The organism is Streptomyces sp. NPDC002588 (genome assembly GCF_040295925.1).
Lineage (GTDB): Bacteria > Actinomycetota > Actinomycetes > Streptomycetales > Streptomycetaceae > Streptomyces.
The window spans coordinates 33,914-60,416 of sequence record NZ_JBEOWF010000045.1 but is presented as its reverse complement, the minus strand read 5'-3'; the positions used below and the strand labels follow the sequence as shown (position 1 = coordinate 60,416).

Genomic DNA, 26,503 nt, shown 5'->3' with positions numbered 1-26,503 from the left:
ACCGGCCCCCTCACCGGCCACCGGCGGTCGTTACCGCTTGCCCGATATACCCTAGGGGGGTATATAGGAGTCATGGACCACAGCGAGCACCGAACCGGCACCCCGCACGGCCATGACACCCACGACGCCCAGAACGCCCATGGGGTCCACGCGGGACACCCAGGAGCCTCCTGGGCGATGGCCGTGAGGGCGACGCTGCACTGCCTGACCGGGTGCGCGATCGGCGAGATCCTCGGCATGGTCGTCGGTACCGCCCTCGGCTGGGGCAACCTGCCGACCACGGTCGTCGCGATCGTCCTCGCGTTCCTGTTCGGCTACTCCCTCACGCTGTTCGCCGTCCGACGGGCCGGCCTGGACCTCACGGCCGCCGTCAAGGTGGCGCTGGCCGCCGACACCGTGTCGATCGCCGTGATGGAACTGGTCGACAACGGCATCGTCGTCCTCACGCCCGGCGCGATGGACTCCCAGCTCTCGGACGGGCTCTTCTGGTCGACCCTCCTGGGCGGCTTCGTGATCGCCTTCCTGGTCACCACGCCCGTGAACAAGTGGATGATCGGCCGCGGCAAGGGCCACGCCGTCGTGCACGGCCACCACTGACCACCCGAAACCGATGCCCCGTGCGGGCGGCGCCGGAAGCGCCGCCCGCACGGGGCCCGGACCGATCGCGTGCCTACGACGCGGCGACGCTCCGCCGCCGCTGGCGGAGGACGGCGAAGACCACCACGCCCGCGGCCACCAGGGTGGACAGGACCACCTGGTCACGGCCGCCGCCGTCGGCGGTGTCGGTCAGCATGTAGCCGAGGACGAAGGTGATCAGGGCGATGGTCGCCCAGGTCAGGTAGGGGTACAGCCACATCTTCACGACCAGCTTCTCCGGCGCCTCCCGCTGGATGATCTTGCGCATCCGCAGCTGGGAGAAGCAGATCACCAGCCAGACGAACAGGGCGATCGCGCCGGAGGAGTTGAGCAGGAACTGGAAGACGGTGTCCGGCCACAGGTAGTTGAAGCCGACGGCGACGAAGCCGAAGACCACCGACGCCAGGATGGCCGCCCGCGGCACACCGCGGTCCGTGGTCTGCCCGAAGGCGGCCGGGGCGTCGCTGCGCCGGCCGAGCGAGAAGGCCATCCGCGAGGCGGTGTAGAGGCCGGAGTTGAGGCAGGACAGCACCGAGGTCAGCACGATGGTGTTCATGATCTGCGCGGCGTGCGGGATGCCGATGGAGCTCAGGGCGGCGACGTACGAGCCGTCCTTGAGGATCGCCGGGTCGTCCCAGCGCAGCAGCGACACCACGATCAGGATCGAGCCCAGGTAGAACACGGCGATCCGCCAGATCACGCTGTTGGTGGCCTTGGTGACGGCGGCCCGCGGGTCGGGGGTCTCGCCCGCCGCCAGCGTGACGATCTCGCTGCCCATGAAGGAGAAGACGACCATCAGGACGCCGGTGAGGATCGCGCCGGGCCCGTTCGGCAGGAAGCCGCCGTGCGCGGTGAGGTTGGAGAAGCCGCTCGCCGGGTGGTCCGAGCCGGGCAGCAGCCCGAAGATCGCGAGACCGCCGATCAGGATGAACGCGGCGATGGCGACGACCTTGATGCCGGCGAACCAGAACTCGAACTCGCCGTAGGAGCTGACCGAGGCCAGGTTGGTGGCGGTGAGGACGAGCATGACGATCAGGGCCCAGCCCCACTGTGGGACGGCCGGGATCCAGCCGGCCAGGATCTTGGCCCCGGCGGTCGCCTCCACGGCGAGCACCACGACCCAGAAGAACCAGTACAGCCAGCCGATGGTGAAGCCGGCCCAGCGGCCGAGCGCACGGTCGGCGTAGGCGGAGAACGAGCCGGAGGTGGGGTTGGCCGCGGCCATCTCGCCGAGCATCCGCATCACGAGGACGACGAGGATGCCGACGAGCGCGTACGACACGAGGATGCCGGGGCCGGCGGCGGCGATGCCGGAGCCGGAGCCGACGAACAGGCCGGCGCCGATGACACCGCCGATCGCGATCATCGACAGGTGGCGGTTCTTGAGTCCGGCCTGCAGGCCACCGGACTCGGCGGGAGCGGATTTGGGGAGGGTTGTGGTCATCTCGACATCCATGGAGGGAGGGCGGACCAGGGGTGTCTGGAAATTAGTTCAGTACGATCTAAAAGAACAAGACTTGTTTAACTGTTCATGTTGCTCTATTTTTCATCCACCCGTCATGCCCCGCGGAACCGTCTCTTCCGGGAGCCTCTGTGCAGCAGACTCTGACCCCGCTCAGCAGGCCGTTAAGGTGGCGTCGTGGTGAATGCGGCGGGCAAGTTCGGTCCCTACAAGCAGCCGGCGCCCGCGCCGGCCGGCGGGGCGTTGGACACCCGTGTCCTGGCCGGCCGCGGCCCCACGGGAGCGGAACTCGTGCGGTCCAGGATCGCCCTGCGGATACGCCTGAAGTCGGAGTCGCCGGGTGACCGGCTGCCGGACGCGGGCGTCCTCGCCGAGGAACTGGGGATCAGCGAGATCACCGTGCGCCGGGCGCTGGAGGGCATGTGCCAGGACGGCCTGCTCGACCGCCGCCGCGGCCGGGCCGGCGGCACCTTCGTCGCGGCGGACTGGGACACGGTCGTCGCCGTACTGCACGACGCCGAGGAGGCCGACTCGCTGGACTCCTTCCACGTGCTGCTGGAGTGCGGTCTCGTGGCGCACACCTCGGGCGAGGTCCCGGACGGACGGCTCGACGGACTGCGGGCCCTGGTCGACGAAATGGACCTGGCCGAGGACCCGGCACGACTGCTCGAACTGGAGACCCGCTTCCACCTCGACCTCGCGGAGGCGCTCGGCGGCGCCGGGATCCGCGAGTTCGCCGCCGACCTGCTCGGCCGCCAGTGCCTGCTGCGGCCCGCCCCGGAACCCGCGGTCGTACGGGCCCGCAACCGCTGCCACGCCGACCTGCTCGACGAACTCGCGCGTGGTGCGATGGACCCGGCGGTGCGCGCGGTGAAGGCCCACCGGCACGCCACCCCGGACTGACGCCCCACTCCCCCTGCTCCCCACTCCCCCTGCCTCGTTCCTCCCGTACTCCCAGGAGCTGTCGCATGCCTGACCCCGGAGCCGTCGGCCCGTCGTCGACATCGGGCCCCGCCGGCGGCACGCCGCAGCGGCTGCGCGGCGGTGTCCTCGGCATGGCGGACATCGCCGCCGCCACCATGGCCAACGTCGGCCCAGCCATGAGCTTCTTCTTCGGCTTCGCGTTCCTGGCCACGACCGCGGGGGTCGCGTCGCCGCTGACCATCATGGCCGCGGGGGTGGCGGTCGCGCTGCTCGGCAACACGCTCGCCGAGTTCTCCCGGGCGCACCCGTCGGCGGGCAGTTTCATCACCTTCGTCGGCCGGACCTTCGGGCCGGTCAGCGCCGTCACCACCGCGCTGCTGGCCGGCCTCGGCTACATCATCGCGATGGCCTCCGTCATCGCGATCTCGGGCGGGTTCGTGCAGATCACCCTGCACCACTACACCGGTGTCGACCTGCCGTGGATCATCTGGACGCTGCTGCTGACCGGGCTGTCGGTGGTGCTGATGCTGCGCGGGATCGTGGTCTCCACCAAGTGGGCCGGCTATTTCTTCGGCGTGGAGATGCTGATGCTGGTCGTGGTGTCCGTCGCGGCGCTCGTGGAACACCGCGGCGACCTCTCCGCCGCGCCCTTCCTGCCCTCCCACCTCACCCACGGAGTCAGGGGCCTCGCGGCCGGCTTCCCGCTGGCGGTGTACCTGTTCATCGGCTGGGAGAACTCGGCGGCGCTGGCGGAGGAGACGGAGAACCCGCGGCGCAACGTCGGCCGGGCGGTGTTCTCCTCCGTGGCGATCATGACGGTGAGCTACATCCTCTTCTCCTACGCCACGGTCACCGGTTTCGGCTACGACGTCGAACGGCTCGGCGACTCGCCGATCCCCTTCGTCGACGTGGCGCGGCACACGCTCGGCGCGCTGGCGTTCTTCGCCTACGTCGGCGGTCTGACGTCCACTCTCGGGGTACTGATCGCGGGCATCAACTCCCAGGCGAGGCTGGTGTTCAACGCCGGACGCGAGGGTCTGCTGCCCTCCTTCTTCGGCTACGTCCACCCCACGCGCCGTACGCCGAACAACGCGATCGTCACCTTCACCGTCACCGCGCTGCTGATCATCGCGGGCTGGGGCCTCGGCCATCTGCTCGGCGCGGACGGCGGCCCGATGGACCCGGTGGTCTTCTTCACCGAGTCCTCCAGTCTGGGCGCCATCCTGATCCTGCTGGTCTATCTCGCGTCCAACCTCGCCCTGCCGCTGTACTACCGCCGCTACCGTCCGCAGGAGTTCCGGACCGTCCGGCACCTGGTGCTGCCCGCGCTCGGCACCCTGGCGATCCTGGTCCCCCTCTACTACCTGGCCAAGCCCGGCCAGCCGGCGCCGTACAACTGGTTCCCGTACGCGGCGCTGGGCACGCTGCTCGCGGCCGTCGGCTACGCGGCCGTCCTGGTCCGCCGTGACCCTGGTCTGGCCGACCGGGTGGGTTCGGTCGTGGCCGACGCGGAGTGAGATGATCTGACAGTCACTCACCATGGTTCGCTCGGCGGCGAACACCTCTGCCGCGGATACGAGTTCAGGACGGAGCCAGGCTTCATGACCTCCCCCCAGGGCGGCAGCGCCCGCCCGGCGTTGAAGATCGACACGAGCAAGCCGCATCCGGCCCGGATGTACGACTACTTCCTCGGCGGCAAGGACAACTACGAGGTCGACCAGGAGGCCGCCGAGAACTTCATCAAGGTGGCCCCGGAGGTGCGGGCGGCCGTCCGCGCCAACCGGCGCTTCCTGCAGCGCGCCGTGCGGTACGTCGTCGAGGAGGCCGGCATCCGGCAGATCCTGGACATCGGCACCGGTCTGCCGACCGAGCCCAACGTGCACCAGATAGCGCGGGCGGTCGCCCCCGAGACCCGTATCGCGTACGTCGACAACGACCCGATCGTCAGCGCCCACTCGCAGTCCCTGCTGGACGACGACGACGCCCACACCTCCGTCGTCCTGGCCGATCTGCGCGACCCCCGGGCGATCCTCGACCACCCCGAGGTGCGCCGGGTCATCGACTTCGACCAGCCCGTGGCGCTGATGCTGGTGGCCATCCTGCACTTCGTCACGGAGGAGGAGGACCCGGACGCGATCGTCGCCACCCTCCTCGACGGGCTGCCCACGGGTTCGTACCTCATCCTGTCCCACGCGACCGTCGACATCTTCGACGACGGCCGCGCGGACGCGGTGAAGATCTACAACAGCGCCACCGCCAGCATGAACCCCCGGGGGCAGGCCCGGGTGCTGGAGTTCTTCCGCGGCCTCACCCTGGTCGACCCGGGCCTGGTCCTGATCCCGGAGTGGCGCCCCGACGAGCCCGTCGACCCCGCGGGGCCCCCGGTCGGCTTCTACGGCGGTGTGGCCCGCAAGGACGACGCCTGACAGTCCCTCGGAGGCTGACGGGAAACACGGGAAGGCCGGTCCGGCGCCGTGATGCGCCGGACCGGCCTTCCCGTGTCCTGTGCCCGCCGAGTCAGTCCGTGCCGAACTCCATCGCCGCGCGGTCCAGCAGTTCGTCGTCCTCGGAGACCTCGCCGCGGGAGGCGATGGCCTCGGCGCCGCCCTCCGGGAGCTCCGGCATGGTGCCGATCAGCCCGGTCGCGGCCGCCTGGGAGGCGCCGATGGTGGGGCTGCCGGTGCCGATCAGGCCGAGGCCGACGTACTGCTCCAGCTTGGCGCGCGAGTCGGCGATGTCGAGGTTGCGCATGGTGAGCTGGCCGATCCGGTCCACCGGACCGAACGCGGAGTCCTCGGTGCGCTCCATGGACAGCTTGTCCGGGTGGTAGCTGAACGCCGGGCCGGTGGTGTCGAGGACCGAGTAGTCCTCGCCGCGCCGCAGCCGCAGGGTCACCTCGCCGGTGACGGCCGCGCCGACCCAGCGCTGCAGCGACTCACGGACCATCAGCGCCTGCGGGTCCAGCCAGCGGCCCTCGTACATCAGCCGGCCGAGACGCCGTCCCTCGTTGTGGTACTGGGCGACGGTGTCCTCGTTGTGGATGGCGTTGACGAGCCGCTCGTACGCCGCGTGCAGCAGGGCCATGCCGGGCGCCTCGTAGATGCCGCGGCTCTTGGCCTCGATGATCCGGTTCTCGATCTGGTCGGACATGCCGAGGCCGTGCCGGCCGCCGATCGCGTTGGCCTCCATCACCAGCTCGACGGCGGAGCCGAACTCCTTGCCGTTGACGGTGACCGGGCGGCCCTGGTCGAAGCCGATCGTCACGTCCTCGGGGGCGATCTCGACCAACGGGTCCCAGAACCGCACGCCCATGATCGGCTCGACGGTCTCGACACCGGTGTCCAGGTGCTCGAGCGTCTTGGCCTCGTGGGTGGCGCCCCAGATGTTGGCGTCGGTGGAGTACGCCTTCTCGGTGCTGTCCCGGTAGGGCAGGCCGTGGGCGACCAGCCACTCGGACATCTCCTTGCGGCCGCCGAGCTCGGTCACGAAGTCCGCGTCCAGCCAGGGCTTGTAGATCCGCAGGTGCGGGTTGGCCAGCAGGCCGTAGCGGTAGAACCGCTCGATGTCGTTGCCCTTGAAGGTCGAGCCGTCGCCCCAGATCTGGACGTCGTCCTCGAGCATCGCCCGCACCAGCAGGGTGCCGGTGACGGCGCGGCCCAGCGGCGTGGTGTTGAAGTACGCCCGCCCGCCCGAGCGGATGTGGAACGCGCCGCAGGCGAGCGCCGCCAGGCCCTCCTCGACCAGCGCCGCGCGGCAGTCGACCAGGCGCGAGATCTCGGCGCCGTAGGCCTGCGCACGGCCGGGCACCGAGGCGATGTCGGGCTCGTCGTACTGGCCGATGTCGGCGGTGTAGGTGCACGGGACGGCGCCCTTGTCGCGCATCCAGGCAACCGCGACCGACGTGTCGAGTCCGCCCGAGAAGGCGATGCCGACGCGCTCGCCGACGGGAAGGGAGGTGAGGACCTTGGACATAGGAAGAGTATGCGCGATAACGCATGACCATGCAAAGTCACCCGTGCAGCCGTGACCAGCGTCACACCCTGCGGGCGGCCCAGGTGGCTCACACGTTCTGTTCCGCCCAGATCGTCTTCCCGCCGCCCACCCCGGGCCGCGTCCCCCAGCGTTCGGTCAGCTGGGCGACCAGGAGCAGGCCCCGCCCGCCCTCGTCGAAGGTGCGGGCCCGGCGCATGTGGGGCGCCGTGCTGCTGGCGTCGGACACCTCGCAGATGAGCGTGCGGTCGTGGATGAGCCGCAGCTGCACGGGCGGTTCGGCGTGCCGGATCGCGTTGGTGACCAGCTCGCTGACGATCAGCTCGGTCACGAAGGACGCCTCCCCCAGCCCCCAGTCCTCCAGCCGCGCGACGACGTTCTTGCGGGTCTCGGCGACGGCGGCCGGGTCGGGCACGACGTCCCAGATGGCGACCCGGGAGGCGTCCAGCTCCCGGGTCCGGGCGACGAGGAGCGCCACGTCGTCGACGGGCCGCTGCGGCAGCATCCCGGCGAGGACCCCGTCGCACAGGGTCTCCAGGGAGGCGGCGGGGGCGGCGAGGATCCGGCACAGCCGGGCGACGCCGTCGACCTCCTCGCCGGCGTCGCCGTCCGGCCGGGACCTGGAGTCGATCAGACCGTCCGTGTAGAGGGCGAGCACACTGCCCTCCGGCAGTTCGAGATCGACCGCCTCGAAGGGGAGCCCGCCGAGGCCCAGCGGCGGCCCCGCGGGCAGTTCGAGGAGCTCCACCTCGCCGTCCGGACTCACCAGCGCGGGCAGCGGATGCCCGGCCCGGGCCAGGGCGCACCGGCGCGAGACGGGGTCGTAGACGGCGTACAGACAGGTCGCGCCCACGTCCCCGGCGGTCTCCCCGGTCGCCGCCGAGTCCGCCTCGACGGCCAGCCGGGCCACCAGGTCGTCGAGATGGGTGAGCAGTTCGTCCGGCGGCAGATCGATGTCCGCGAGTGTGCGGACGGCCGTCCGCAGCCGCCCCATGGTCGCGGAGGCGTGGATGCCGTGCCCCACCACGTCCCCCACCACCAGCGCCACCCTGGCCCCGGACAGCGGGATCACGTCGAACCAGTCGCCGCCCACCCCGGCCCGCGCGCCCGCCGGCAGATAGCGGTAGGCGACCTCGACCGCCGACTGCTCGGGCAGCCGCTGCGGCAGCAGACTGCGCTGCAGGGTGACCGCCGTGCCCCGGGCGCGGGTGTAGCGCCGGGCGTTGTCGATGCAGACCGCCGCCCGCGCCGCCAGTTCCTCGGCGAGCAGGAGGTCGTCCTCCTGGAACGGCGCCGGGGTCCGGTGGCGGGCGAAGACGACGACCCCCAGGGCGGTGCCGCGGGCGGACAGGGGCACGGCCATCACGGAGTGGAAACCGAACTCGCGGATGCGGGCGGTCCGCACCGCGTCCCCGGCGACCCACTCGGGGATCATGGACCCGCTCATCCGGCGCCGCACGCCCCGCCCCGTGCGCAGGCACTCGACCGGCGGCGAGCCCTCCGGGTACTCGTCCACCTCGCCGACGGGCAGCACCGCCTCGGGCACTCCCGGCAGCGCGGACTGGTGGGCGACGCGCCGCAGCCGCAGCGCCCCGGCGGTCGCCGCCCCCTCCCGCCCCGGCTCTCCCTCGTGTCCGCCCTCCTCGAACGAGGTCAGCAGGTCGACGCTGAGGAAGTCGGCGAGCGCCGGGACCACCACGTCCGCCAGTTCCTGCGCCGTCCGCGTCACGTCGAGAGTGCTGCCGATCCGGGTACTGGCCTCCGCGATCAGCTGGAGGCGCTTGCGCGCCCAGTACTGCTCGGTCACGTCGTGCCCGGTGTTGGCGACGCCGAGGATCCGGCCGTCCGGGTCCTCCACCCGGTAGAGCTGGACCGACCAGGCGTGCTCACGCGCCTCCCCGGGAGCCTGCGCGTGGTTCTCGAGATACTGCGGCTCGCCGGTCTCCAGGACCTGCCGCATCCGCCGCTCGATCTCCTCCGCCAGCGGCACCGGAAGCACGTCCGTCAGCCGCAGCCCGCGCATGTCCTCCGCGCTCAGGCCCAGAGCGCGCTCGGCGGCCCGGTTGGAGCGGCGGAACAGCAGGTCGGTGTCGAGCACCGAGGTGGCGCAGGACGGGGACTGCAGGATCCCCCACCGCATGAGCTCGTCGTCGTCGGAGGCGAACCGCGGCCGGGGCGCGGCGCAGACCAGCAGCCAGTCACGGGTCCCGTCGCCGCCGGTCCGGTGATGCGCCAGGACCCTGGCCTCGACGCGGTGTCCGGCCCGGTGCCGCAGGGCGAGCGTGCCGCTCCACCTCGGCAGGGCGGCGAGCGGTGGAAGGTCCCGCGCCCGACCGGGTTCCTCGGCGAGCAGCGCGGCGGCCGGCCGGCCCACGACCTCCGGCGCGGCGTACCCGAGCAGGCGCTCGGCACCCTCGTTCCAGCCGGTCACCGTGCCGTGCTCGTCGACGGTGACCCGGACGGTGGGTGCCTCGCCGTCGCCCGGCACACCCCGCGCTTCCCGGCCGTCGGCGGTACGCCGCTCCATGGCCGCTCATCTCGCTCTCCCGCGTGACTGGTCCCACATATCCCTATCTGGTCTTACACAGCTCTATGTCGCATTATTTCCCGTTCAAGCGTCCGAACACTTCAAGCGTCCGAACACTTCGCGCGACGGCCGACTTCGCCCGACGGCCCGTCGCGCGGGGCGCGCCCTCCCCGGTCAGGCCGGCTGCAGCACCTCCGCCCGGCCGGCCAGGTCCGCCTCGCCCAGCAGGTCCAGCAGCGTCGCGCGGGCCCGGGCCACCCGGGAGCGGACCGTGCCCACAGGGCAGTCGCTGACCTCCGCCGCCTCCGCGTACGGCAGGCCGAGCAGCTGGGTCAGGACGAACGCCTCCCGCCGCTCGTCGGGCAGCACGGCCAGCAGGTCGAGCAGCGCGACGCCGTCCTCGAAGCCGGGCAGACCGCGCGGCTGGGCCGACTCGACGGCCAGCTGCCAGTCCGGTGCGTCGCTCAGCCGCGGCCGGGCGGCGGCGTGCCGGTAGCTGTCGATCACCGCCCGGCGCGCGATGGACAGCAGCCAGGAGCGGGCGGAGGAACGGCCCTCGAAACGGTCCAGGCTGCCCAGCGCCCGCAGGAACGTGTCCTGCGCGAGGTCGTCCACAGCCTGGGGATCGGCGCACAGATGGGCGACGAAGCGCTGGACGTCCCGGTGCAGGGCGCGCACGAACTGCTCGACGGCGGCGGCGTCACCGCCGCGGGCGGCCAGCGCCCACGCGGTGATCGACTCGTCCGGGCACGGTTTTGCGGCAGGGGTGACCACGAGGTGTCCTTCTCGGTCGTCCGGGCACGGCGGCCTGCTGGCCGGGCGGTCCGGGTGAGGGGGATGCGGCCGCACCGCGCCTGGGCGCGCGCACGGCCGGGGCCCGGGGCGCGCAGGGGCGGCCCGGGATCGCCGGCTGCCGTCAGGCGGCAGCGGCCCCCAGGGGCGGACCCCGAGAAGTGATCGCGTGGACGAGGAGGAACCCCGGCACGGGCAGTGAGCCGCGGGGACGCGGCGCCACCCGCGGGCGGTCCAGCGGCCGGGGCAGGGCGAGCAGCAGCCGCAGCGGCGCCGCCAGCCATCCGCCGACGGCCCGCAGGAAGCGGAACGCGGCCTTCTCGCCGTACGCCAGCCACAGTCCGCACAGCAGCGCGGCCAGCAGGTGGGCGGCGAGCATCCCGCCGGACCAGGAGGTGACGGGTACGGGCACGGGCGCCGAGTGGGCCATGTCCGCCACGTCTGTCATGTCCGCCATGCCCGCCATGCGCACGGAGTCCGTGGCCGCTCCGGCCATGGAGGCCGCCGTGCCCGCCGGGCGGGCGTACGCGAACGCCGAGTGCAGCGCCGCCTGCGCGGCCACCACGACCGCCACCACCGGCGCGGTCCCGCGCTCACGGCCCGCGAGACACCAGCCGGCCCCGCCGGTCGCCGCGGCCGCGGCGGCCAACGCCCAGCCGGGGACATGGACGCCGGACATCAGCACATGGCCCAGGGCGGCGAGCAGCACGCACACGGCCGCGAACATCGCGGCCCGCAGCATGCGTGAACACCACCCGGCTGTCATGGCGCCACATCCTTGCATCCGCACCGCGGCCTTCAGAGGGGCGCAGAGGAACTCACAGCCCCCTGCTCGGCACCCACAGGTTCACCGGGCCGCCGGTGCACGGTTCCGCAGGCCAAGAGGCCGCGCCGCCCCGCCGGGTTCCACGCCCCGCCGAAGCATCCTCACTTCACGCCCACCGTCCGCAGCACCGTCAGCACCATCGCCCGCGCCGCATCCGCGACCTCCCGCACGGACACGTGCTCACGCGCGCTGTGCGCGACCGCGATGTCCCCCGGCCCGAACTGCAGCGCCGGAATCCCGGCGCCGGTGTAGTGCCGCAGGTCGCTGCCGTACGTCGCCCCGCGCTCCCGGGGCCGGGCCCGGCCGGTCGCGTCGGCGCAGGCCCCGGCCACCGTGTCCCGCAGCGGATGCCCGGCCGCCAGCCGCCCGCTCGCGAACTGCCCGCCCGGCCAGGTCACCACCGCCGGATGCGCCCGCAGCCAGGGGTCCTCGGCCCCGGCCTCCGCCACACACCGTTCCAGCAGCGCCCGCGCCCGCGCCGGGTCCTCCCCCAGCCGCACCCCGAGCCGCCCCTCCGCGACCAGCGCGTCCGGCACGCTGCTGGCCCAGTCGCCGGAGCGCAGGGTGCCGACGGAGAGGGAGTAGGGGATCGGATACTCGGCGAGCAGCGGATCGGGGTCGCGGTTGCGTTCGGCCTCCAGCCGGGCCAGCGCCCGGTGCAGCGGCAGATAGGCGTCGATCGCGCTCACCCCGGCCTCCCGGGAGCTGGCGTGGGCCGCCCTGCCGGGCACGGTGATGCGGAAGGTCAGCGCGCCCGCGTTGGCGGTGATCACGGTCCCCGCGGTCGGCTCGGCGATCACGCAGGCGTCTCCGCCGTATCCCCGTCGCAGGGTCCCGAAGGCGCCGATGCCGCCGTCCTCCTCCCCCACCACGAAGTGCACGGCGACCCGCCCGCGCAGCCGCACCCCGGCCGCCCGGATCGCCGCCAGCGCGGCCAGGTGCGCCACCAGCCCGGCCTTCATGTCGCAGGCCCCGCGCCCGTGCACGAGGTCGCCGGTCACCCTGGGCACGAACGGATCGCCGTCCCACGCGGCCGGGTCCCCGGGCGGTACGACGTCCACATGCCCCTGGAGGATCAGCGTGGGCCCGTCGCCACCGTCGCCGGTGTGTCCCACCAGCCCCCAGGCCTCCTCGCGCGGCACCTCCATGCCGGGGAAGTCCGGGTGCGCGAGCAGTGCGGGCAGGTCCATGGACCACAGGTCGACGTCCAGCCCGAGCCGTTCGAGGCGTCCCGCGAGACGGTGCTGCAGCTCGGACTCGGCGGCACTCCCGGTGACGCTCGGTATCGCGATCAGCTCCAGCAGCGTCTTCACGGCGTCCGTCTCGTCGACCGCCGCCAGTGCGGCCGCCTCCCGGTCGCTCAGCACGTATGCGCTCCCCTCGGTCGTCCGTCCTCCACCGAGGGGAGCGTTCCCTTCAGACCCGCCCGCCGACCGTGAACCCGATCACCGAGCCGCCGCCGGAGCGCCGGCGGGCGAAGGGCGAGCCGCCGTGGGCGAGGGCCACCTCCCGCACGATGGACAGGCCGAGGCCCGAACCGGGCAGGGAGCGGGCGTCGGCGGCGCGGTAGAAGCGGTCGAACACGCGGATGAGGTCTGCCTCGGCGATCCCGGGCCCGCGGTCGAGGACCTCGACGCGGACCACCCCCGGCCGGGCCGGCCCGGTGACGGTGATCTCGACGGGCGCCCGGCCCTCCCGGTCGAACTTGGTCGCGTTCTCCACCAGGTTCGACACCGCCCGCTGGAGCATGCCCGGCCGCCCGTCGGTCGTGGTGTCCCCGCTGGCCCGCACCACGATCTCCCGCCCGGTCCGGCGCCGGGCGAGCCCCGCCACCTCCTCGACGATGTCGGCGAGGTCCAGTTTCTGCGGGGGCTCGGTGTCGGACTGCCCTGCCGCGAGGTCCACCAGCTCGTTCACCAGGTCGGTCAGCTCGCGCGCCTCCTGGGTGAGGTCGGCCACCAGCTCCTCCCGCATGGACGGGGGCAGCTCGTCGATCCTGCGCAGCATCGAGATGTTCGTCCGCAGCGACGTCAGCGGCGTCCGCAGCTCGTGCCCGGCGTCCTGCACCAGCCGCCGCTGGTCCTCCTCCGACTGGGCGAGCCGCCCCAGCATGCGGTCGAAGGCCCGGCCCAGCCGGCCCACCTCGTCATGGCCGGTGACCGGCACCTGGACGCCGAGCCTGCGGGTGCGGGCCACGTCCTCGGCGGCGGTGGTGAGGATGACCAGCCGGTGGGTGATGCGCCGGGCCAGCCACCAGCCGAACAGGCCCGCCGCCGTCACGACGACGGTCATCAGGACGAGCGTGCGCTGCTGGAGCGCCCGCAGCAGGTCCTCGGTGTCGCTGAACTCCTGCGCCACCTGCACCGCGCCGCGCCCGCCGCCGAGCGCCACGGTCGCCACCCGGTACACGTCGCTGCCGACGTCCACGTCCTTGTGTTCGGCCATCCTTCCGGCCGGCCCGGCGGCCGCGACCTCCCGGTCCGCGGCCACCACCGGCAGCACCGGGCTCCCGCCGTCCACGACCGCGCCGTCGGCCCCCAGCACCTGCACGTTCGTCCGCGCCGGCCGCACGATGTCATGCCCGGGGGCGGCCGACAGGAAGTCCTCCGGCGTCATCCGGTGCCCCTGCACCTCGTCCCGCAGGTCCTGCACGACCTCGTCGAACACCGACTCCTGGTCGACGCGCACCAGCCGGGCGGCCGCCGAGTACGACAGCACACCCACAAGGACGGTGACGGCCGCGGTCACCGCCGCGAACGACACCGCGAAGGTGGTGCGCAGCGACACCAGCTTGGGCCGCGGCCGCGCCAGCAGCCGGCGGAGCCGGCCCACCGCTCAGCCCTCCCGCAGGACGTATCCCACCCCGCGCACCGTGTGGATCAGCTGCGCGGCGCCCGGCTGGTCCAGCTTGCGGCGCAGGTAGCCGACGTAGACGGCGAGGTTCTTGGAGCCGGGACCGAAGTCGTAGCCCCAGATGCGGTCGTAGATGGTGGAGTGGTCGAGGACGATCCCCGCGTTGCGCACCAGCAGCTCAAGCAGCTCGAACTCGGTGCGCGTCAGCTCCAGCTCCTTGTCGCCCCGCCAGGCCCGCCGCGCCTGCGGGTCCATCCGCAGCCCGGCCGCCTCCAGATACCGTTCGGGGGACTGCTTCGGCGTGGCGGGGACCCCGGCGGCGGGCGCGGGGACACTGCCCGGGCTGGTCCGGCGCAGCAGCGCCCGCAGCCGGGCGAAGACCTCCTCGACGTCGAACGGCTTGACGACGTAGTCGTCCGCGCCCGCGTCGAGGCCGGCGATCCGGTCGGCGGTCTCCACGAGCGCGGTGAGCATCAGGATCGGCGTGCGGTCGCCCTCGGCGCGCAGGACGCGGCAGACCTGGAGGCCGTCGATCCCGGGCATCATCACGTCGAGGACGAGCACGTCCGGCGGTGACTTGTGGGCGTGCGCCAGTGCCTCGACGCCGTCGGCGACCGCGGTGACCTGGTATCCCTCCAGGGACAGGGCGCGTTCCAGGGCGTGGCGGATGGCGCGGTCGTCTTCGGCGAGCAGCAGGGTGGGAGGCACGCCGCCCAGTTTGCCAAGCTTTCGGAGTGGGACGACCTGATGATCTTCCTTCCGGCGGCCTTCTTACTGCCCTCTCACTCTGCCGGAGGCAACCGGCCGACGGTTCTCAGCCTGCGGGCCGCAGCGCCGCCAGCTGCTCGGCGAACGGTACGACCGCGAACTCGTCCTTCACCTTCCCGGGTGCCGGCCGGCCGCCCATCAGTGCCGCCAGCTCCCCCGCCGCCCGCCCGATCCGCTCGGGCAGCCCCTCGGTCCCCCAGTCCTCCGAGGCCGCGTACACGGCGGTCGGGACGACGACGGCCCGCAGATAGGAGAAGAGCGGCCGCAGCGCGTGCTCGAGCACCAGCGAGTGCCGGGCGGAGCCGCCGGTCGCCGCGATCAGCACCGGCTTGCCCGCCAGCGCCTCCTGGTCCAGCACGTCGAAGAACGACTTGAACAGCCCGCTGTAGGAGGCGGAGAACACCGGTGTGACGACGACGAGTCCGTCCGCGTCCGTCACCGCCTCCAGGGCCTCGGCGAGCCCCCGCCCCGGAAAGCCGTTGGTGAAGTTGTGCGCGATCTCCACGGCGAGGTCGCGCAGCTCCACGACCCGCACGTCCACCGGGACGTTCTCCCCCACGGCCCGGGCCAGCCGGTCGGCCAGCAGCCGGGTCGACGACGGGACGCTCAGTCCCGCCGAGACGACGACGAGCTTCATGCGACGTTCACCCCTTCCCGGGCGGCCTCGACCAGCGAGGCGTGGGTCGGCGCGTCCGGCACCCCGGCCGGCCGGCCGGTCGCGAACTCCTTGCGCAGCACCGGCACGACCTCCTCGCCCAGCATGTCGATCTGCTCCAGCACGGTCTTCAGCGGCAGCCCCGCGTGGTCCACGAGGAACAGCTGGCGCTGGTAGTCGCCGGCGTACTCACGGAAGGCGAGCGTCTTCTCGACGACCTGCTCGGGGGTGCCGACGGTCAGCGGGGTCTGGTCGGTGAAGTCCTCCAGCGACGGGCCGTGCCCGTACACCGGCGCGTTGTCGAAGTAGGGCCGGAACTCGCGCACGGCGTCCTGCGAGTTGTGCCGCATGAACACCTGCCCGCCGAGCCCGACGATCGCCTGCTCCGGCGTGCCGTGCCCGTAGTGGGCGTACCGGGACCGGTACAGCTCGACCATCCGCTTGGTGTGGTCGGCCGGCCAGAAGATGTTGTTGTGGAAGAAGCCGTCACCGTAGTAGGCGGCCTGCTCGGCGATCTCGGGCGACCGGATGGAGCCGTGCCAGACGAACGGCGGTACGCCGTCCAGCGGCCGCGGGGTGGAGGTGAACCCCTGGAGGGCGGTCCGGAACTTCCCCTCCCAGTCCACGACGTCCTCGCGCCACAGCCGGCGCAGCAGCGCGTAGTTCTCGATGGCGAGGTTGATGCCCTGCCGGATGTCCTGCCCGAACCACGGATAGACGGGGCCGGTGTTGCCACGGCCCATCATCAGGTCCACCCGCCCGTCCGCGAGATGCTGGAGCATCGCGAAGTCCTCGGCGATCTTCACCGGGTCGTTGGTGGTGATCAGGGTGGTGGAGGTGGAGAGGATCAGCTTCTGCGTGCGCGCGGCGACATAGCCGAGCATGGTGGTCGGCGAGGAGGGCACGAACGGCGGGTTGTGGTGCTCACCGGTCGCGAAGACGTCGAGTCCGACCTCCTCGGCCTTCAGCGCGATGGCGACCATGGCCTTGATCCGCTCGCGCTCGCTCGGCGTACGGCCCGTCGTCGGGTCCGGCGTGACATCGCCCACCGTGAAGATCCCGAACTGCATGGTCGCTCAACCTCCAAAGTTGTTGACCGTTCAACTATAGCCCTGCAACGACCCCCTCTCCCTTTCTATTCCTTCTCCGACCGGCCCCTCCGCCCTCAGTCGAGCGGCAACGCGTCCATGTACGAGTTGGACGGCTTGCGCACCTTCTTCACGCTCCGCCCGTCCAGCGCCACCACCGCCGACGACGTCCCCAGCGTGCCGCTCGCGTGCCAGGTCCCCGTGACGTTCACCCACGAGTCCGTCTTCGGCGCCGGCACCCCGTGGACCAGCACCTTCACCGAGCTGGCGTCCGCCGCACAACAGCTGATGATGATCCGGGTGAGGTACCAGCCGTCGTCCTTCGCCGGAGCCGGACTGACGAACCCGGTCATCAGGACCGTCCGCGTCCGGACGGCCCGGCTGCGGTCCTGCTGCACCCGCTGGGTGAAGCCGGTCAGCGTCATCGGCAGCGGCGAGGTCGCCGGCAGCGGATCGAAACCCTCGTCCTGCACGGCGACCGCCTTCGCGGGCTCACGGGCGGCGGTGTACGACCCGAGCGCGGGCGGCGCATAGAACAGCAGGCTCAGCACGGGCAGGAACAGCAGCCAGGCGACCCTGGGCACACCGGAGTGGTCATGACCGTGACCATCCACACCCTCCGCCCCCTCCGGATGATGCCCGTGCCGCCCGTGGTGCCCGGGCCCCGCCAGCACCGACCACGCCTCCACCACCCCCAGCCCCACCAGCACCACCCCGGAGACGACCAGCAGCGGCCGCATCCCCTCCTTCACGAGCCGCAGGTACTCGTCCGTGAAGAGCGAGGTCTGCAACAGCCCCAGCCCCCCGAGCAACAACAACGCCACCTGCACGAACCGCTTCACAGCAGGACCCCTCCGATCACCGCGCTGCACACCACCGCGACGACCACCGTCGCCGAGGAGAACCGGACCGCGAAGGCCCGCCCGAACGTCCCCGCCTGCAACGCGATCAGCTTCAGGTCGACCATCGGCCCCACCACCATGAACGTCAGCCGCGCCACCGGCGAGAAACCGCTGAGCGAGGCCGCCACGAAAGCGTCCGCCTCGCTGCACACCGCCAGCAGGATCGCCAGCGCCGCCAGGAACAGCACCGACAGCCACACCGACCCCGCGAACGTGTCGAGCACCGACCGCGGCACCGCCACATTGAACGTGGCCGCCGCCATCGCCCCCACCACCAGAAAGCCCCCCGCGTGCAGGAAATCGTGCTGGAAGCCGCGCCGGAACTCCGTCCAGCGGTCCGCCCCCGCCCGGTGCCCGGTGTGCCGCACGACCGGCCGCAGCCACTCCTCCCGGCCCCGCCACAGCCACAGCCAGCCCATGACCGCGGCCGTCACCAGCGACGCGAGCAACCGGGCCAGCACCATCCCGGGCTTGCCGGGAAACGCGACGGCCGTCGCCGTCAGCACCACCGGATTCACCGCGGGAGCCGACAGCAGAAAGGCGAACGCGGCCGCCGGAGTCACCCCCCGCCCGATCAGACTGTTCGCCACCGGCACGGACGCGCACTCGCACCCCGGCAGCACCACCCCCGCCATCCCCGCCACCGGCACCGCCAGCGCCGGCCGCTTCGGCAGCAGCCGCTGGAAAACACTCGCCGGCACGAACGCGTTGATCGCCCCCGACAGCGCCGTACCCAGCAACAGGAACGGCAGCGCCTGCACGGTCACCGCCAGACACACCGTCCGCCACGCCTGCACGGCCGGCTCCTCCAGCGACCGCCCGACCAGCACCAGCAGCGCCCCCGGCACGACCGCCGCACCGAGCAGCAAAAAGACCCAGTTGCGCGGCAGTCCACGCCCGACGGCCCCCTCGGCCACGACGGGTTGTGTCTCCGACTCCTGAACGGTCACCTGTCCGCCCCCCACGTGGCTTCCCGCACCGCGGTCCACGTCCACGCCCACGTGCCGCGATCGTACTCACGGACCTCACAAGGAGCGCACACCCCCCGCAAACACGGTCAGAAGCAGTACCCGTCCCAGTACCCGTCCCCGCGACGGTGGCAAGCTGCCGCCCATGCTCATCCTCCGCTCGGCAGCCCTCTTCGTCGTCGCCGCGCTCTTCGAGATCGGCGGCGCCTGGCTGATCTGGCAGGGCCTGCGCGAACACCGCGGCTGGCTGTGGATCACCGGCGGTGTCCTCGCCCTCGGCGCCTACGGCTTCGTCGCCACCTTCCAGCCCGACGCCCACTTCGGCCGCATCCTCGCCGCGTACGGCGGCATCTTCGTGGCCGGGTCGCTCCTGTGGGGCGCGCTCGCCGACGGCTACCGCCCCGACCGCTGGGACATCACCGGAGCCCTTGTCTGCCTGACCGGCATGGCCGTCATCATGTGGGCGCCGAGGACCGGCGGCTGACCCTCCCCTACGCTGGACGGCAGCGCCCCACCCCTCACCCAGGAGCAGCCCATGGCCATCGCCGCCCCGTCCGCCGCCTCCCGCATCGCCGTCGTCACGGGTGCGAGCAGCGGGATCGGCGCCGCCACGGCTCGTCAGCTCGCCGCGGCCGGCTACCGCGTCGTCCTCACCGCCCGCCGCAAGGACCGGATCGAGACGCTGGCCGAGGAGATCACCGCGGCGGGCCACTCAGCGACGGCGTACCAGCTGGACGTGACGGACCGCGCGGCGGTCGACGAGTTCGCCACCGCCTTCAAGACGATCGGCGTCCTCGTGAACAACGCGGGCGGCGCGCTCGGCGCCGACCCGGTCGCCACCGGCGACCCCGAGGACTGGCGCACCATGTACGAGACCAACGTCCTCGGCACCCTGAACGTCACCCAGGCCCTGCTCCCCAAACTGGACGCGAGCGGCGACGGCACGATCGTCGTCGTCTCCTCCACCGCAGGCCACGGCACCTACGAGGGCGGCGCGGGCTATGTCGCCGCCAAGCACGGCGCCCACGTCCTCGCCGAGACCCTGCGCCTGGAGATCGTCGGCCGCCCGGTCCGCGTCATCGAGATCGCGCCCGGCATGGTCCGGACCGACGAGTTCGCCCTGACCCGCTTCGGCGGCGACGCCGACAGGGCGGCGGCGGTCTACCAGGGCGTGGCCGAACCCCTCACCGCCGACGACGTGGCCGACACGATCACCTGGGCGGTGACCCGCCCCAGCCACGTCAACGTCGACCTCCTCGTTCTGCGCCCACGCGCCCAGGCCTCGAACACGAAGGTGCACCGGGAGCTGTGATGACCGGCAAAGACCCGCACGACGAACGCCAGATGTGGTGGTGGCTCGGCTACTTCCTCTTCGGCATCCACATCGTGGCGTTCGTCATGATCTACGCGGTACGGCACGCGAAGTAGCGCGGCTACGGCCCCTTGCAGCCGGGGTCGTCGACGATCACCGCGTTGGCCGGAATGATCACGACGTCGGAGTGGCCGTCGCCGTCGTCGTCCTCCACGTGGATGTCCCGGGTCGTCGCGTAACCCCGCTTCCCCTCACCCACGCACTTGGTGGCGAGGTTCCCGAACCCGTCCGGGAAGTTGTAGACCTCGGCGGCCGAATCCTCCCCGGCCTTCCCCGCCACCGGCGCGTCGGCCTTCCCCCGCTCGTCGTAGTACTTCTGCGAACACCCGCCGAGCGCGAGAACGAGCACGGCCACCAGGCCGGCGCTCACCCACCGCACGACTTGTCCTCGACGATCTGCACATTGGACGGCCCGGTCGCGTTGGTCGTCACATACGCCCGAAACCCGTGCCCCACACACTTCGTCGCGAGGTTCCCGAACCCGTCGGGCATGTTGAACACCTCGGCGGGCGTGTCGTCCCCCGCCTTCCCCGCGACCGGGGCGTCCCCCTTGCCCCGCTGGTCCTCGTACTCCTGCGAACACCCCGCGAGCAGACCCCCCACGACGAGCACGAGCCCCGCCGCCCACACCGAACCCCGCAACCGCTTCATCACGACACCCCCGTGTCAACGAGCCGATCTGGCCAAACCGAAGACAACGCCGAACCGCAGTTCGGTTCCTGGGCGGACGCATAAGGTCACGGCGTGGACAGACACCTACCGTTCGACGAGCTGCACAACTTCCGCGACCTGGGCGGCTACCGCACCCGGGACGGCCACCGGATCCGCCCCGCCCGCCTGTTCCGCGCGGACTCCCTGGGCAAGCTGACGAGGAACACCGCCGACTGGGACCGCTTCCTGTCCCTGGGCGTGGGCACGGTGATCGACCTCCGCCACCCGTGGGAGACAGAGAGGAGAGGCCGAATCCCGGCGGACGCCTCCTTCGCCTACCACAACCTGAGCATCGAGCACCGCCCCTACGACCAGGCCGCGTTGACCCCGGACATCGCCCCGGGCCCCTACCTCTCCGAACGCTTCATGGAGGTGGCGGAAGACGGTACGAAGGAGATCGCGGCCGCCCTGGAACTGGTCGCGAAAGCGGATGAACCCCTGGTCTTCCACTGTGCCTCGGGCAAGGACCGCACGGGCCAACTGGCGGCCCTGGTCCTGGCCCTGCTCGGCGTCCCCGACGAAGTGATCATCGAGGACTTCAGCCTGACGGAACTCGCGGCACCGGCCCTGCTGGCGGACTGGCGTGCGAGAAACGACGGCCGCTCCCCCACCTGGCCGTCCTTCGCCCGAGCCCCCGAGTCGGTGATGCGCCTCTTCCTGAAGGCCCTGCGCTCCCGCTACGGCTCGGTGGACACATACGTGACGACGGCCCTGGGGCTGAACGCGACCGCCCTGTCGGCAGCCCTCCGCACCCGCCTCCTGGAACCACAACCCACCACCTGGCCGCCGTTGACCTACCGCAAGGCGATCCCGCGGGACGCCCCCCTCCTGGTCCGCCTGCGCGACACGGCAGCACTCTGGCAGTTGGCCCGGGGCATCCGCCAATGGCAGCCGGGCGAAAAGAACGAGACCCATTTCCGCGACCGCATGCGCGAGGGCGAGGTCTGGCTGGCCTACGCGAACAGCTCGTTGACCGGCGCCTGGGAACTCTGGTGGGACGACCCGGCCGCCTGGGGCCCCCGCCCACCCGACGCCGGCTACATCCACCGCCTGATGACCACTCCGCACACGGCTCCCCCTGGAACGGGCCGCAGGATGCTGGCACAGGCCGAATCCCGCATCACCGCCGAGGGCCGCCCCTACGCCCGCCTGGACTGCCTGTCCTCCAACCCCCGCCTGCGCGAGTACTACGAGTCCGCCGGCTACCAGGTCGTGGGCGAACAGGGGGCGAAGAACGACGGCTCGGGCAGTCCGTACGCGGTGACCCTGCTGGAGAAACGACTCGTCTGAACCTCCACGGGTGAACGGTCATCGATCAGCTCATCGGCCGCCGAACCGGCGGCCCGGCCTCGCGGCGGACCACCGGACACGACGGCCCTCGCCCCGGCGCCTCAGCCCTTCACGCAGATGAACTGCTTCAGCTTCGCCACGACCTCAACGAGGTCCCGCTGCTGCCCCATCACCTGGTCGATGTTCTTGTAGGCCCCCGGGATCTCGTCCACGACACCGGAGTCCTTACGGCACTCCACGCCCCGTGTCTGCTCCTCCAGGTCCTTCGTCGAGAAGCGCCGCTTTGCCGCGTTGCGGCTCATGCGGCGGCCCGCGCCGTGCGAGGCCGAGTTGAAGGCTTTCTCGTTCCCCAGGCCCTTCACGATGTACGAACTTGTACCCATGGAGCCGGGAATGATCCCGTACTCGCCCGAGCCCGCCCGGATCGCGCCCTTTCGGGTGACCAACAGATCCATGCCCTCATACCGTTCCTCCGCCACGTAATTGTGGTGGCAGGAGATCTCCGGCTCGAAGGTTGGCTTCGCCTTCCGGAACTCCTTGCGGATCACGTCCTTCAGGAGCGCCATCATGATCGAGCGGTTGTACTTCGCGTACTCCTGCGCCCAGTAGAGGTCGTTCCGGTAGGCAGCCATCTGCGGGGTGTCCGAGACGAAGACCGCAAGATCACGGTCGACCAGGTCCTGGTTGTGCGGAAGCTTCTGGGCCACGCCGATGTGATAGTCGGCCAGTTCCTTGCCGATGTTCCTGGACCCGGAGTGAAGCGTCAGCCACACAACATTTTCCGAATCAAACAAAAGTTCGATGTAGTGGTTGCCGGCTCCGAGCGTTCCCATCTGCTTCGCGGCCCGCTCCCCCCGGAACTTCACAGCCTCCGCAACCCCGTCGAACCGCCCCCAGAAGTCGTCCCACCCCGAGGCCGCGAACCCGTACAGCCCGCCCGGATCCACGGGATCGTCATGCATCCCCCGCCCCACCGGAATGGCCTGCTCGATCTTCGACCGCAGTCGGGACAGATCCCCCGGCAGGTCGTTCGCCGTGAGAGAGGTCTTGACGGCGGACATCCCGCACCCGATGTCGACCCCCACCGCGGCCGGGCACACCGCCCCCTGCATCGCGATGACCGAGCCGACCGTCGCACCCTTCCCGTAGTGCACGTCCGGCATGACCGCCAGGCCCTTGATCCACGGCAGGGTCGCGACGTTCCGCAGCTGCTGCAGCGCCACGTCCTCGACCGTCGAAGGGTCGGTCCACATCCGGATCGGCACCTTCGCGCCCGGCATTTCCACGTACGACATATCGTCCTCGTTCCCCCGGAAAAATTACAAAAGTGATGAGCCGCAAAACCGGTGCCAAGGACCGGCAAACAGGACAGCGGACCGGCATCCACGGTGTTGCGTGCGATACACATTGTCTGCCGGGGCCACCCCCGCCCGGCAACCCAATAAGCCAACGTCACGACCGTCGAGAGGAGCCGACCGTGCAGCGGAAGGCCTACGTACCCGGCGTCGTCGCACTCCTCGCGGCGCTGCTGGCCGGCTGCACCGGCGGCTCCGACAACGGCGGCGAGACGGACAACTCCAACCCCGGCCAGGCCGGCACCGCCTCGGCCGCCGCCCAGCCCGGCAAGTACACGACCCTCCCGGAGCCCTGCGGCGCCCTCGGCCGCTCCACGCTCGACTCCCTCCTCCCCGGCATCCGGGAGATCACCGACGAGCAGCAGCGCGAGACCGCCTACGCCGGTGAGGCGACGCTGACGTTCGACACCGACCGCAAGGTCGGCTGCCGTTGGAAGGTGCAGTCGGCGGACGCCACCGACCATCTCCTCGTCGACTTCGAACGCGTCGTCTCCTACGACAACGCCGTCAGCGACGACGCCGAGGCCGAGGAACTGTTCGCCAGGAAGGTCACCGCGGCCGACCTCCCGGAGCCCATCGCCTCCGAGACCGGCACGGCGTCCCCCTCAGGCACCGCGAGCCCCTCCACCTCGTCCTCTCCTTCCTCCACCCCGACGTCCTCCCCCGCCTCCGGCTCCCCCTCCCCTTCCACCACCCCCGCCGACCTCCAGCCCCGCCTGCTCGAAGACCTCGGCGACGAGGCGTTCGTCGACGACGCCCTCGGCAGCTCGGGTTCGACGGCGAAACAGCGCACCGTGACTGTGGCGTTCCGCACGTCCAACGTCATCGTGACCATCGAGTACGAGGAGCAGCCGGCCACCGTCGGCGCGGTCCCGGACAGTGAGGAAATGCAGGACAAGGCCCGGAAACTGGCGGCTCAGCTGGCCGACTCCCTGGCCGGCTGAGGCCCTTCGGCGCCCGCTCGTCGCCCGTCCGCAAAGCCCTTGAAGGGGAACCGCACAGCTGTCTCACCGCGTACCGTGGCCCCTCGGACCCGATCCGACCGCAGGAACCACGAGCGTCATGAGTGAAGGAACCATGCAGCGACGAGCCCAGCGAGACGACCAGTTGAACCAGCGCGCCCCCCGCACGGGAGGCCTGAACCGCGTCCTCGCAGCCGCGCTCGCCGCGCCGGTGATGCTGTTCTCCGCGGCCTGCTCCTCTGACTCCGGCTCGGACTCGAGCGCCGACTCGAGCGCCGCCTCCAGCTCAGCGGACAGCGCCGCGGGCGCCGGTGACGTCGCCGCGAGCGCCTCGCCGACCGTGCAGGCGGCGGCGTACGCGACGCTGCCCGGCGCGTGCAAGGTGCTGTCGAAGAAGACGCTGACCGAACTGGTCCCGAAGGGCACGTCCTCCGGCAAGGAGGGCACTTCCCGCGACATCGGGGCGCGTGCCAGCTGCTCCTGGTCGAGCCTGGACAACAACGGTGTGAAGGGCTCGCAGTTCCGCTGGCTCAACGTCTCCCTGCTGCGTTTCGAGTCGGACGCGGCGAGCGGCGACGCCGAGTCGCAGGCGCAGACGTACTACGCGAAGCAGGTCAAGGCCGCCCAGGCGGTGACGGACGCGAAGAACGCCAAGACGGAGACGGTCGCCGGGACGGGCGACGAGACGACCCTCGTGCGCTACGACCTGAAGAAGAAGGAAGGCGCCTTCAAGCAGCAGACGGTCGTGACCCGGGTGGAGAACGTGGTGGTCACTCTCGACTACAACGGCGCCGGCCTCGCGGGTGAGAAGACGCCGAGCGCGGACACCCTGACGGCGGCCGCGAAGAAGGCCGCCAAGGAGGTGGTCGCCGCCGTCCGGTCCGCCAACGGCGAAGGCGGCAGCGGGAGTTCGGCGTCGGCGACGAGTCCGTCGCCCACGAAGACCGCTTCCGGGTCGCCCTCGGCCTCCCCCACGAAGTCGGCTTCGTCGTCGCCCTCTCCTTCGAAGAGCTGACGATCCGGCAACCCGTTCGCCGCACACATGTGCCACCCTGTTGCGCGCAACAACACGCAAGGGGAGGGGAGTAGGTGGCCGCGCCAATCCAGCTGACTCGGATGCACCGCGTTCTCATAGGCGTGGTCGTGACCGGCGCCGTGATCATCGCCGGCATCGGCTTCGCCGGCTCGTACGCGGCCGTGCGCGAGCTGGCTCTGAAGAAGGGCTTCGGGAACTTCTCCTATGTGTTCCCGGTCGGCATCGACGCGGGGATCTGCGTCCTGCTCGCCCTGGACCTGCTCCTGACGTGGATCCGCATCCCGTTCCCGCTGCTGCGTCAGACGGCCTGGCTGCTGACGGCGGCCACGATCGCCTTCAACGGCGCGGCCGCCTGGCCGGACCCGCTGGGCACCGGTATGCACGCGGTGATCCCCGTCCTGTTCGTCGTGGCGGTCGAGGCGGCCCGGCACGCGATCGGCCGGATCGCGGACATCACGGCGGACAAGCACATGGAGGGCGTCCGCATCACGCGCTGGCTGCTCTCCCCGCTGCCCACCTTCCTGCTCTGGCGCCGTATGAAGCTGTGGGAGCTCCGCTCCTACGACCAGGTCATCAAGCTGGAGCAGGAACGTCTCGTCTACCAGGCGAGGCTGCGTTCCCGCTTCGGCCGAGCCTGGCGGCGGAAGGCCCCGGTGGAGTCGTTGATGCCGCTGCGCCTGGCCCGTTACGGAGTGCCCCTGGCGGAGACGGCACCGGCGGGCCTGGCAGCGGCGGGCATAGAGCCTGCGCTGCTGCCCCCGGCCCCCCAGCACCAGGAACTGACCGCCGCTCCGCTCGACGCGGTCGCGGGCGGTCGTGCCTCCGGGGCGGCTCCCGTCCCGCAGCGAACGGCCCCCCTCGGCGGCCGGCGCCAGGACCCCGGCCGGCCCGTCCATGAAGAACCCGCCCCCGTCCCCGACGAGAGCCCCTGGTTCCAGGCGGCCGCCCCCACCAACGTCGAGTACCAGGGTGGCTACGACCCCACGTACGACCCGTCCGAGCAGTACGCCCAGTGGTACGAGCAGCAGCAGCACGCCGACGAGTACCGGGAGCAGTACGAGGAAGAGCCTCCCGTTCCCGGCGAGGAGCCCTCTCCGGAGGAGACGGGCACCTTTCCCATCCCGGTGGGCCCGAACCGCACCCGCGAACTGGGTGAGGGCGGCGGCACCCCGGAGCCGGACGAGGACGCGTACTACCAGATCTTCGTCAGGTCGATAGACGGCAGCTACCCGACGCCCCGGGTGCTGGGTGACAACATCGAGGCGACGTTCGGCACGACGCTCAGCCCCAGCGCTCTGAAGACCCTCGCGGAACGCTTCCAGCACCGTCACTCGGCGGAACTGGAGGAGGACCACATCGCATGAGAAAGCGTCCGGTGCCCGAGGG

At 71.5% G+C, this 26,503-nt stretch carries 25 protein-coding genes; 10 read left to right on the top strand and 15 right to left on the bottom strand.

Annotation, left to right across the window (positions count from 1 at the left end; translation table 11 throughout):
• Positions 1–72: 72 nt before the first annotated feature.
• Positions 73–597 carry a DUF4396 domain-containing protein gene (locus ABT057_RS38475; RefSeq protein ID WP_352348564.1) on the top strand — a complete coding sequence of 175 codons (525 nt, stop codon included), beginning with the start codon at positions 73–75 and terminating at the stop codon, positions 595–597.
• Between the two features lie 73 nt (positions 598–670).
• Here the strand turns inward: ABT057_RS38475 and ABT057_RS38470 are convergent, their stop codons facing one another.
• Entirely contained in the window at positions 671–2,080 is a 1,410-nt protein-coding gene (locus ABT057_RS38470) for an amino acid permease (protein ID WP_352348563.1), read from the bottom strand.
• Between the two features lie 195 nt (positions 2,081–2,275).
• On the opposite strand from ABT057_RS38470, the gene ABT057_RS38465 reads away from it, so the two are divergent.
• The 3 genes from ABT057_RS38465 to ABT057_RS38455 all read left to right on the top strand — a co-directional run bounded on the left by ABT057_RS38465 (position 2,276) and on the right by ABT057_RS38455 (position 5,448).
• Positions 2,276–3,001 (top strand): FadR/GntR family transcriptional regulator, encoded by a 726-nt coding sequence (locus ABT057_RS38465; protein WP_352348562.1) that lies wholly within the window; start codon positions 2,276–2,278, stop codon positions 2,999–3,001.
• Positions 3,002–3,066: 65 nt separating this feature from the next.
• Complete coding sequence (locus ABT057_RS38460) at positions 3,067–4,539, top strand: APC family permease (RefSeq protein WP_352348561.1); 1,473 nt, start codon at positions 3,067–3,069, stop codon at positions 4,537–4,539.
• A gap of 84 nt (positions 4,540–4,623) precedes the next feature.
• A complete protein-coding gene (locus ABT057_RS38455; protein WP_352348560.1) occupies positions 4,624–5,448 on the top strand; it encodes an SAM-dependent methyltransferase in 825 nt (274 codons plus the stop codon).
• Positions 5,449–5,539: 91 nt separating this feature from the next.
• Here the strand turns inward: ABT057_RS38455 and argG are convergent, their stop codons facing one another.
• The 11 genes from argG to ABT057_RS38400 form a co-directional block, all read right to left on the bottom strand.
• Positions 5,540–6,994 (bottom strand): argininosuccinate synthase, encoded by a 1,455-nt coding sequence (gene argG / locus ABT057_RS38450; protein WP_352348559.1) that lies wholly within the window; start codon positions 6,992–6,994, stop codon positions 5,540–5,542.
• An 88-nt stretch (positions 6,995–7,082) separates the two neighbouring features.
• On the bottom strand, positions 7,083–9,539 hold the full coding sequence (locus tag ABT057_RS38445; RefSeq protein WP_352348558.1) for a SpoIIE family protein phosphatase: 2,457 nt from the start codon (positions 9,537–9,539) through the stop codon (positions 7,083–7,085).
• Positions 9,540–9,713: 174 nt separating this feature from the next.
• The gene (locus ABT057_RS38440) at positions 9,714–10,313 is read right to left on the bottom strand and encodes a sigma-70 family RNA polymerase sigma factor (RefSeq protein ID WP_352348557.1); all 600 of its coding nucleotides are present in this window, start codon (positions 10,311–10,313) and stop codon (positions 9,714–9,716) included.
• A 142-nt stretch (positions 10,314–10,455) separates the two neighbouring features.
• Positions 10,456–11,097 carry a hypothetical protein gene (locus ABT057_RS38435; protein WP_352348556.1) on the bottom strand — a complete coding sequence of 214 codons (642 nt, stop codon included), beginning with the start codon at positions 11,095–11,097 and terminating at the stop codon, positions 10,456–10,458.
• Positions 11,098–11,258: 161 nt separating this feature from the next.
• Positions 11,259–12,524, bottom strand: a complete 1,266-nt coding sequence (locus ABT057_RS38430) for an ArgE/DapE family deacylase (RefSeq protein WP_352348555.1) — start codon at positions 12,522–12,524, stop codon at positions 11,259–11,261.
• Between the two features lie 49 nt (positions 12,525–12,573).
• Complete coding sequence (locus ABT057_RS38425) at positions 12,574–13,989, bottom strand: sensor histidine kinase (protein WP_352348554.1); 1,416 nt, start codon at positions 13,987–13,989, stop codon at positions 12,574–12,576.
• Positions 13,990–13,992: 3 nt separating this feature from the next.
• Positions 13,993–14,718, bottom strand: a complete 726-nt coding sequence (locus tag ABT057_RS38420) for a response regulator transcription factor (protein WP_352348553.1) — start codon at positions 14,716–14,718, stop codon at positions 13,993–13,995.
• A 106-nt stretch (positions 14,719–14,824) separates the two neighbouring features.
• Positions 14,825–15,415, bottom strand: coding sequence for an FMN reductase (locus ABT057_RS38415; protein WP_352348552.1), 591 nt, complete (start codon positions 15,413–15,415; stop codon positions 14,825–14,827).
• Complete coding sequence (locus ABT057_RS38410) at positions 15,412–16,503, bottom strand: LLM class flavin-dependent oxidoreductase (RefSeq protein ID WP_352348551.1); 1,092 nt, start codon at positions 16,501–16,503, stop codon at positions 15,412–15,414. Before ABT057_RS38410 ends, ABT057_RS38415 begins: the two co-directional genes overlap by 4 nt.
• A 95-nt stretch (positions 16,504–16,598) precedes the next feature.
• The gene (locus ABT057_RS38405) at positions 16,599–17,363 is read right to left on the bottom strand and encodes a TIGR03943 family putative permease subunit (RefSeq protein WP_352348550.1); all 765 of its coding nucleotides are present in this window, start codon (positions 17,361–17,363) and stop codon (positions 16,599–16,601) included.
• Positions 17,360–18,340 carry a permease gene (locus ABT057_RS38400; protein WP_352348595.1) on the bottom strand — a complete coding sequence of 327 codons (981 nt, stop codon included), beginning with the start codon at positions 18,338–18,340 and terminating at the stop codon, positions 17,360–17,362. Before ABT057_RS38400 ends, ABT057_RS38405 begins: the two co-directional genes overlap by 4 nt.
• A gap of 196 nt (positions 18,341–18,536) precedes the next feature.
• On the opposite strand from ABT057_RS38400, the gene ABT057_RS38395 reads away from it, so the two are divergent.
• On the top strand, positions 18,537–18,875 hold the full coding sequence (locus ABT057_RS38395; RefSeq protein ID WP_352348549.1) for a YnfA family protein: 339 nt from the start codon (positions 18,537–18,539) through the stop codon (positions 18,873–18,875).
• Positions 18,876–18,926: 51 nt separating this feature from the next.
• Positions 18,927–19,703 carry an SDR family NAD(P)-dependent oxidoreductase gene (locus tag ABT057_RS38390; protein WP_352348548.1) on the top strand — a complete coding sequence of 259 codons (777 nt, stop codon included), beginning with the start codon at positions 18,927–18,929 and terminating at the stop codon, positions 19,701–19,703.
• Positions 19,704–19,824: 121 nt separating this feature from the next.
• Here the strand turns inward: ABT057_RS38390 and ABT057_RS38385 are convergent, their stop codons facing one another.
• The gene (locus ABT057_RS38385; RefSeq protein ID WP_352348547.1) at positions 19,825–20,142 is read right to left on the bottom strand and encodes a hypothetical protein; all 318 of its coding nucleotides are present in this window, start codon (positions 20,140–20,142) and stop codon (positions 19,825–19,827) included.
• Positions 20,130–20,414 carry a hypothetical protein gene (locus ABT057_RS38380; protein WP_352348546.1) on the bottom strand — a complete coding sequence of 95 codons (285 nt, stop codon included), beginning with the start codon at positions 20,412–20,414 and terminating at the stop codon, positions 20,130–20,132. Before ABT057_RS38380 ends, ABT057_RS38385 begins: the two co-directional genes overlap by 13 nt.
• Before the next feature lie 93 nt (positions 20,415–20,507).
• Between ABT057_RS38380 and ABT057_RS38375 the strand changes: the two genes are divergently transcribed.
• The gene (locus ABT057_RS38375) at positions 20,508–21,764 is read left to right on the top strand and encodes a GNAT family N-acetyltransferase (RefSeq protein ID WP_352348545.1); all 1,257 of its coding nucleotides are present in this window, start codon (positions 20,508–20,510) and stop codon (positions 21,762–21,764) included.
• Between the two features lie 101 nt (positions 21,765–21,865).
• Here the strand turns inward: ABT057_RS38375 and ABT057_RS38370 are convergent, their stop codons facing one another.
• On the bottom strand, positions 21,866–23,059 hold the full coding sequence (locus ABT057_RS38370; protein ID WP_352348544.1) for an RtcB family protein: 1,194 nt from the start codon (positions 23,057–23,059) through the stop codon (positions 21,866–21,868).
• Positions 23,060–23,241: 182 nt separating this feature from the next.
• Between ABT057_RS38370 and ABT057_RS38365 the strand changes: the two genes are divergently transcribed.
• From ABT057_RS38365 to ABT057_RS38355, 3 genes are all read left to right on the top strand, one after another.
• A complete protein-coding gene (locus ABT057_RS38365) occupies positions 23,242–24,063 on the top strand; it encodes a DUF3558 domain-containing protein (RefSeq protein WP_352348543.1) in 822 nt (273 codons plus the stop codon).
• Between the two features lie 118 nt (positions 24,064–24,181).
• Positions 24,182–25,096 (top strand): DUF3558 domain-containing protein, encoded by a 915-nt coding sequence (locus ABT057_RS38360; protein WP_352348542.1) that lies wholly within the window; start codon positions 24,182–24,184, stop codon positions 25,094–25,096.
• 74 nt (positions 25,097–25,170) lie between these two features.
• Positions 25,171–26,481 (top strand): DUF2637 domain-containing protein, encoded by a 1,311-nt coding sequence (locus ABT057_RS38355; RefSeq protein ID WP_352348541.1) that lies wholly within the window; start codon positions 25,171–25,173, stop codon positions 26,479–26,481.
• The last annotated feature ends 22 nt before the right edge of the window (positions 26,482–26,503 follow it).

What these genes read in the sequence shown, in the direction of transcription:
- ABT057_RS38445 (WP_352348558.1), bottom strand. Translation starts at nt 9,539, where the DNA reads ATGGAGCGGCGTACCGCCGACGGCCGGGAAGCGCGGGGTGTGCCGGGC.
- ABT057_RS38370 (WP_352348544.1), bottom strand. Translation starts at nt 23,059, where the DNA reads ATGTCGTACGTGGAAATGCCGGGCGCGAAGGTGCCGATCCGGATGTGG.
- ABT057_RS38470 (WP_352348563.1), bottom strand. Translation starts at nt 2,080, where the DNA reads ATGACCACAACCCTCCCCAAATCCGCTCCCGCCGAGTCCGGTGGCCTG.
- ABT057_RS38395 (WP_352348549.1), top strand. Translation starts at nt 18,537, where the DNA reads ATGCTCATCCTCCGCTCGGCAGCCCTCTTCGTCGTCGCCGCGCTCTTC.
- ABT057_RS38455 (WP_352348560.1), top strand. Translation starts at nt 4,624, where the DNA reads ATGACCTCCCCCCAGGGCGGCAGCGCCCGCCCGGCGTTGAAGATCGAC.
- ABT057_RS38460 (WP_352348561.1), top strand. Translation starts at nt 3,067, where the DNA reads ATGCCTGACCCCGGAGCCGTCGGCCCGTCGTCGACATCGGGCCCCGCC.
- argG (WP_352348559.1), bottom strand. Translation starts at nt 6,994, where the DNA reads ATGTCCAAGGTCCTCACCTCCCTTCCCGTCGGCGAGCGCGTCGGCATC.
- ABT057_RS38410 (WP_352348551.1), bottom strand. Translation starts at nt 16,503, where the DNA reads ATGCAGTTCGGGATCTTCACGGTGGGCGATGTCACGCCGGACCCGACG.
- ABT057_RS38415 (WP_352348552.1), bottom strand. Translation starts at nt 15,415, where the DNA reads ATGAAGCTCGTCGTCGTCTCGGCGGGACTGAGCGTCCCGTCGTCGACC.
- ABT057_RS38435 (WP_352348556.1), bottom strand. Translation starts at nt 11,097, where the DNA reads ATGACAGCCGGGTGGTGTTCACGCATGCTGCGGGCCGCGATGTTCGCG.
- ABT057_RS38360 (WP_352348542.1), top strand. Translation starts at nt 24,182, where the DNA reads ATGAGTGAAGGAACCATGCAGCGACGAGCCCAGCGAGACGACCAGTTG.
- ABT057_RS38380 (WP_352348546.1), bottom strand. Translation starts at nt 20,414, where the DNA reads ATGAAGCGGTTGCGGGGTTCGGTGTGGGCGGCGGGGCTCGTGCTCGTC.
- ABT057_RS38475 (WP_352348564.1), top strand. Translation starts at nt 73, where the DNA reads ATGGACCACAGCGAGCACCGAACCGGCACCCCGCACGGCCATGACACC.
- ABT057_RS38390 (WP_352348548.1), top strand. Translation starts at nt 18,927, where the DNA reads ATGGCCATCGCCGCCCCGTCCGCCGCCTCCCGCATCGCCGTCGTCACG.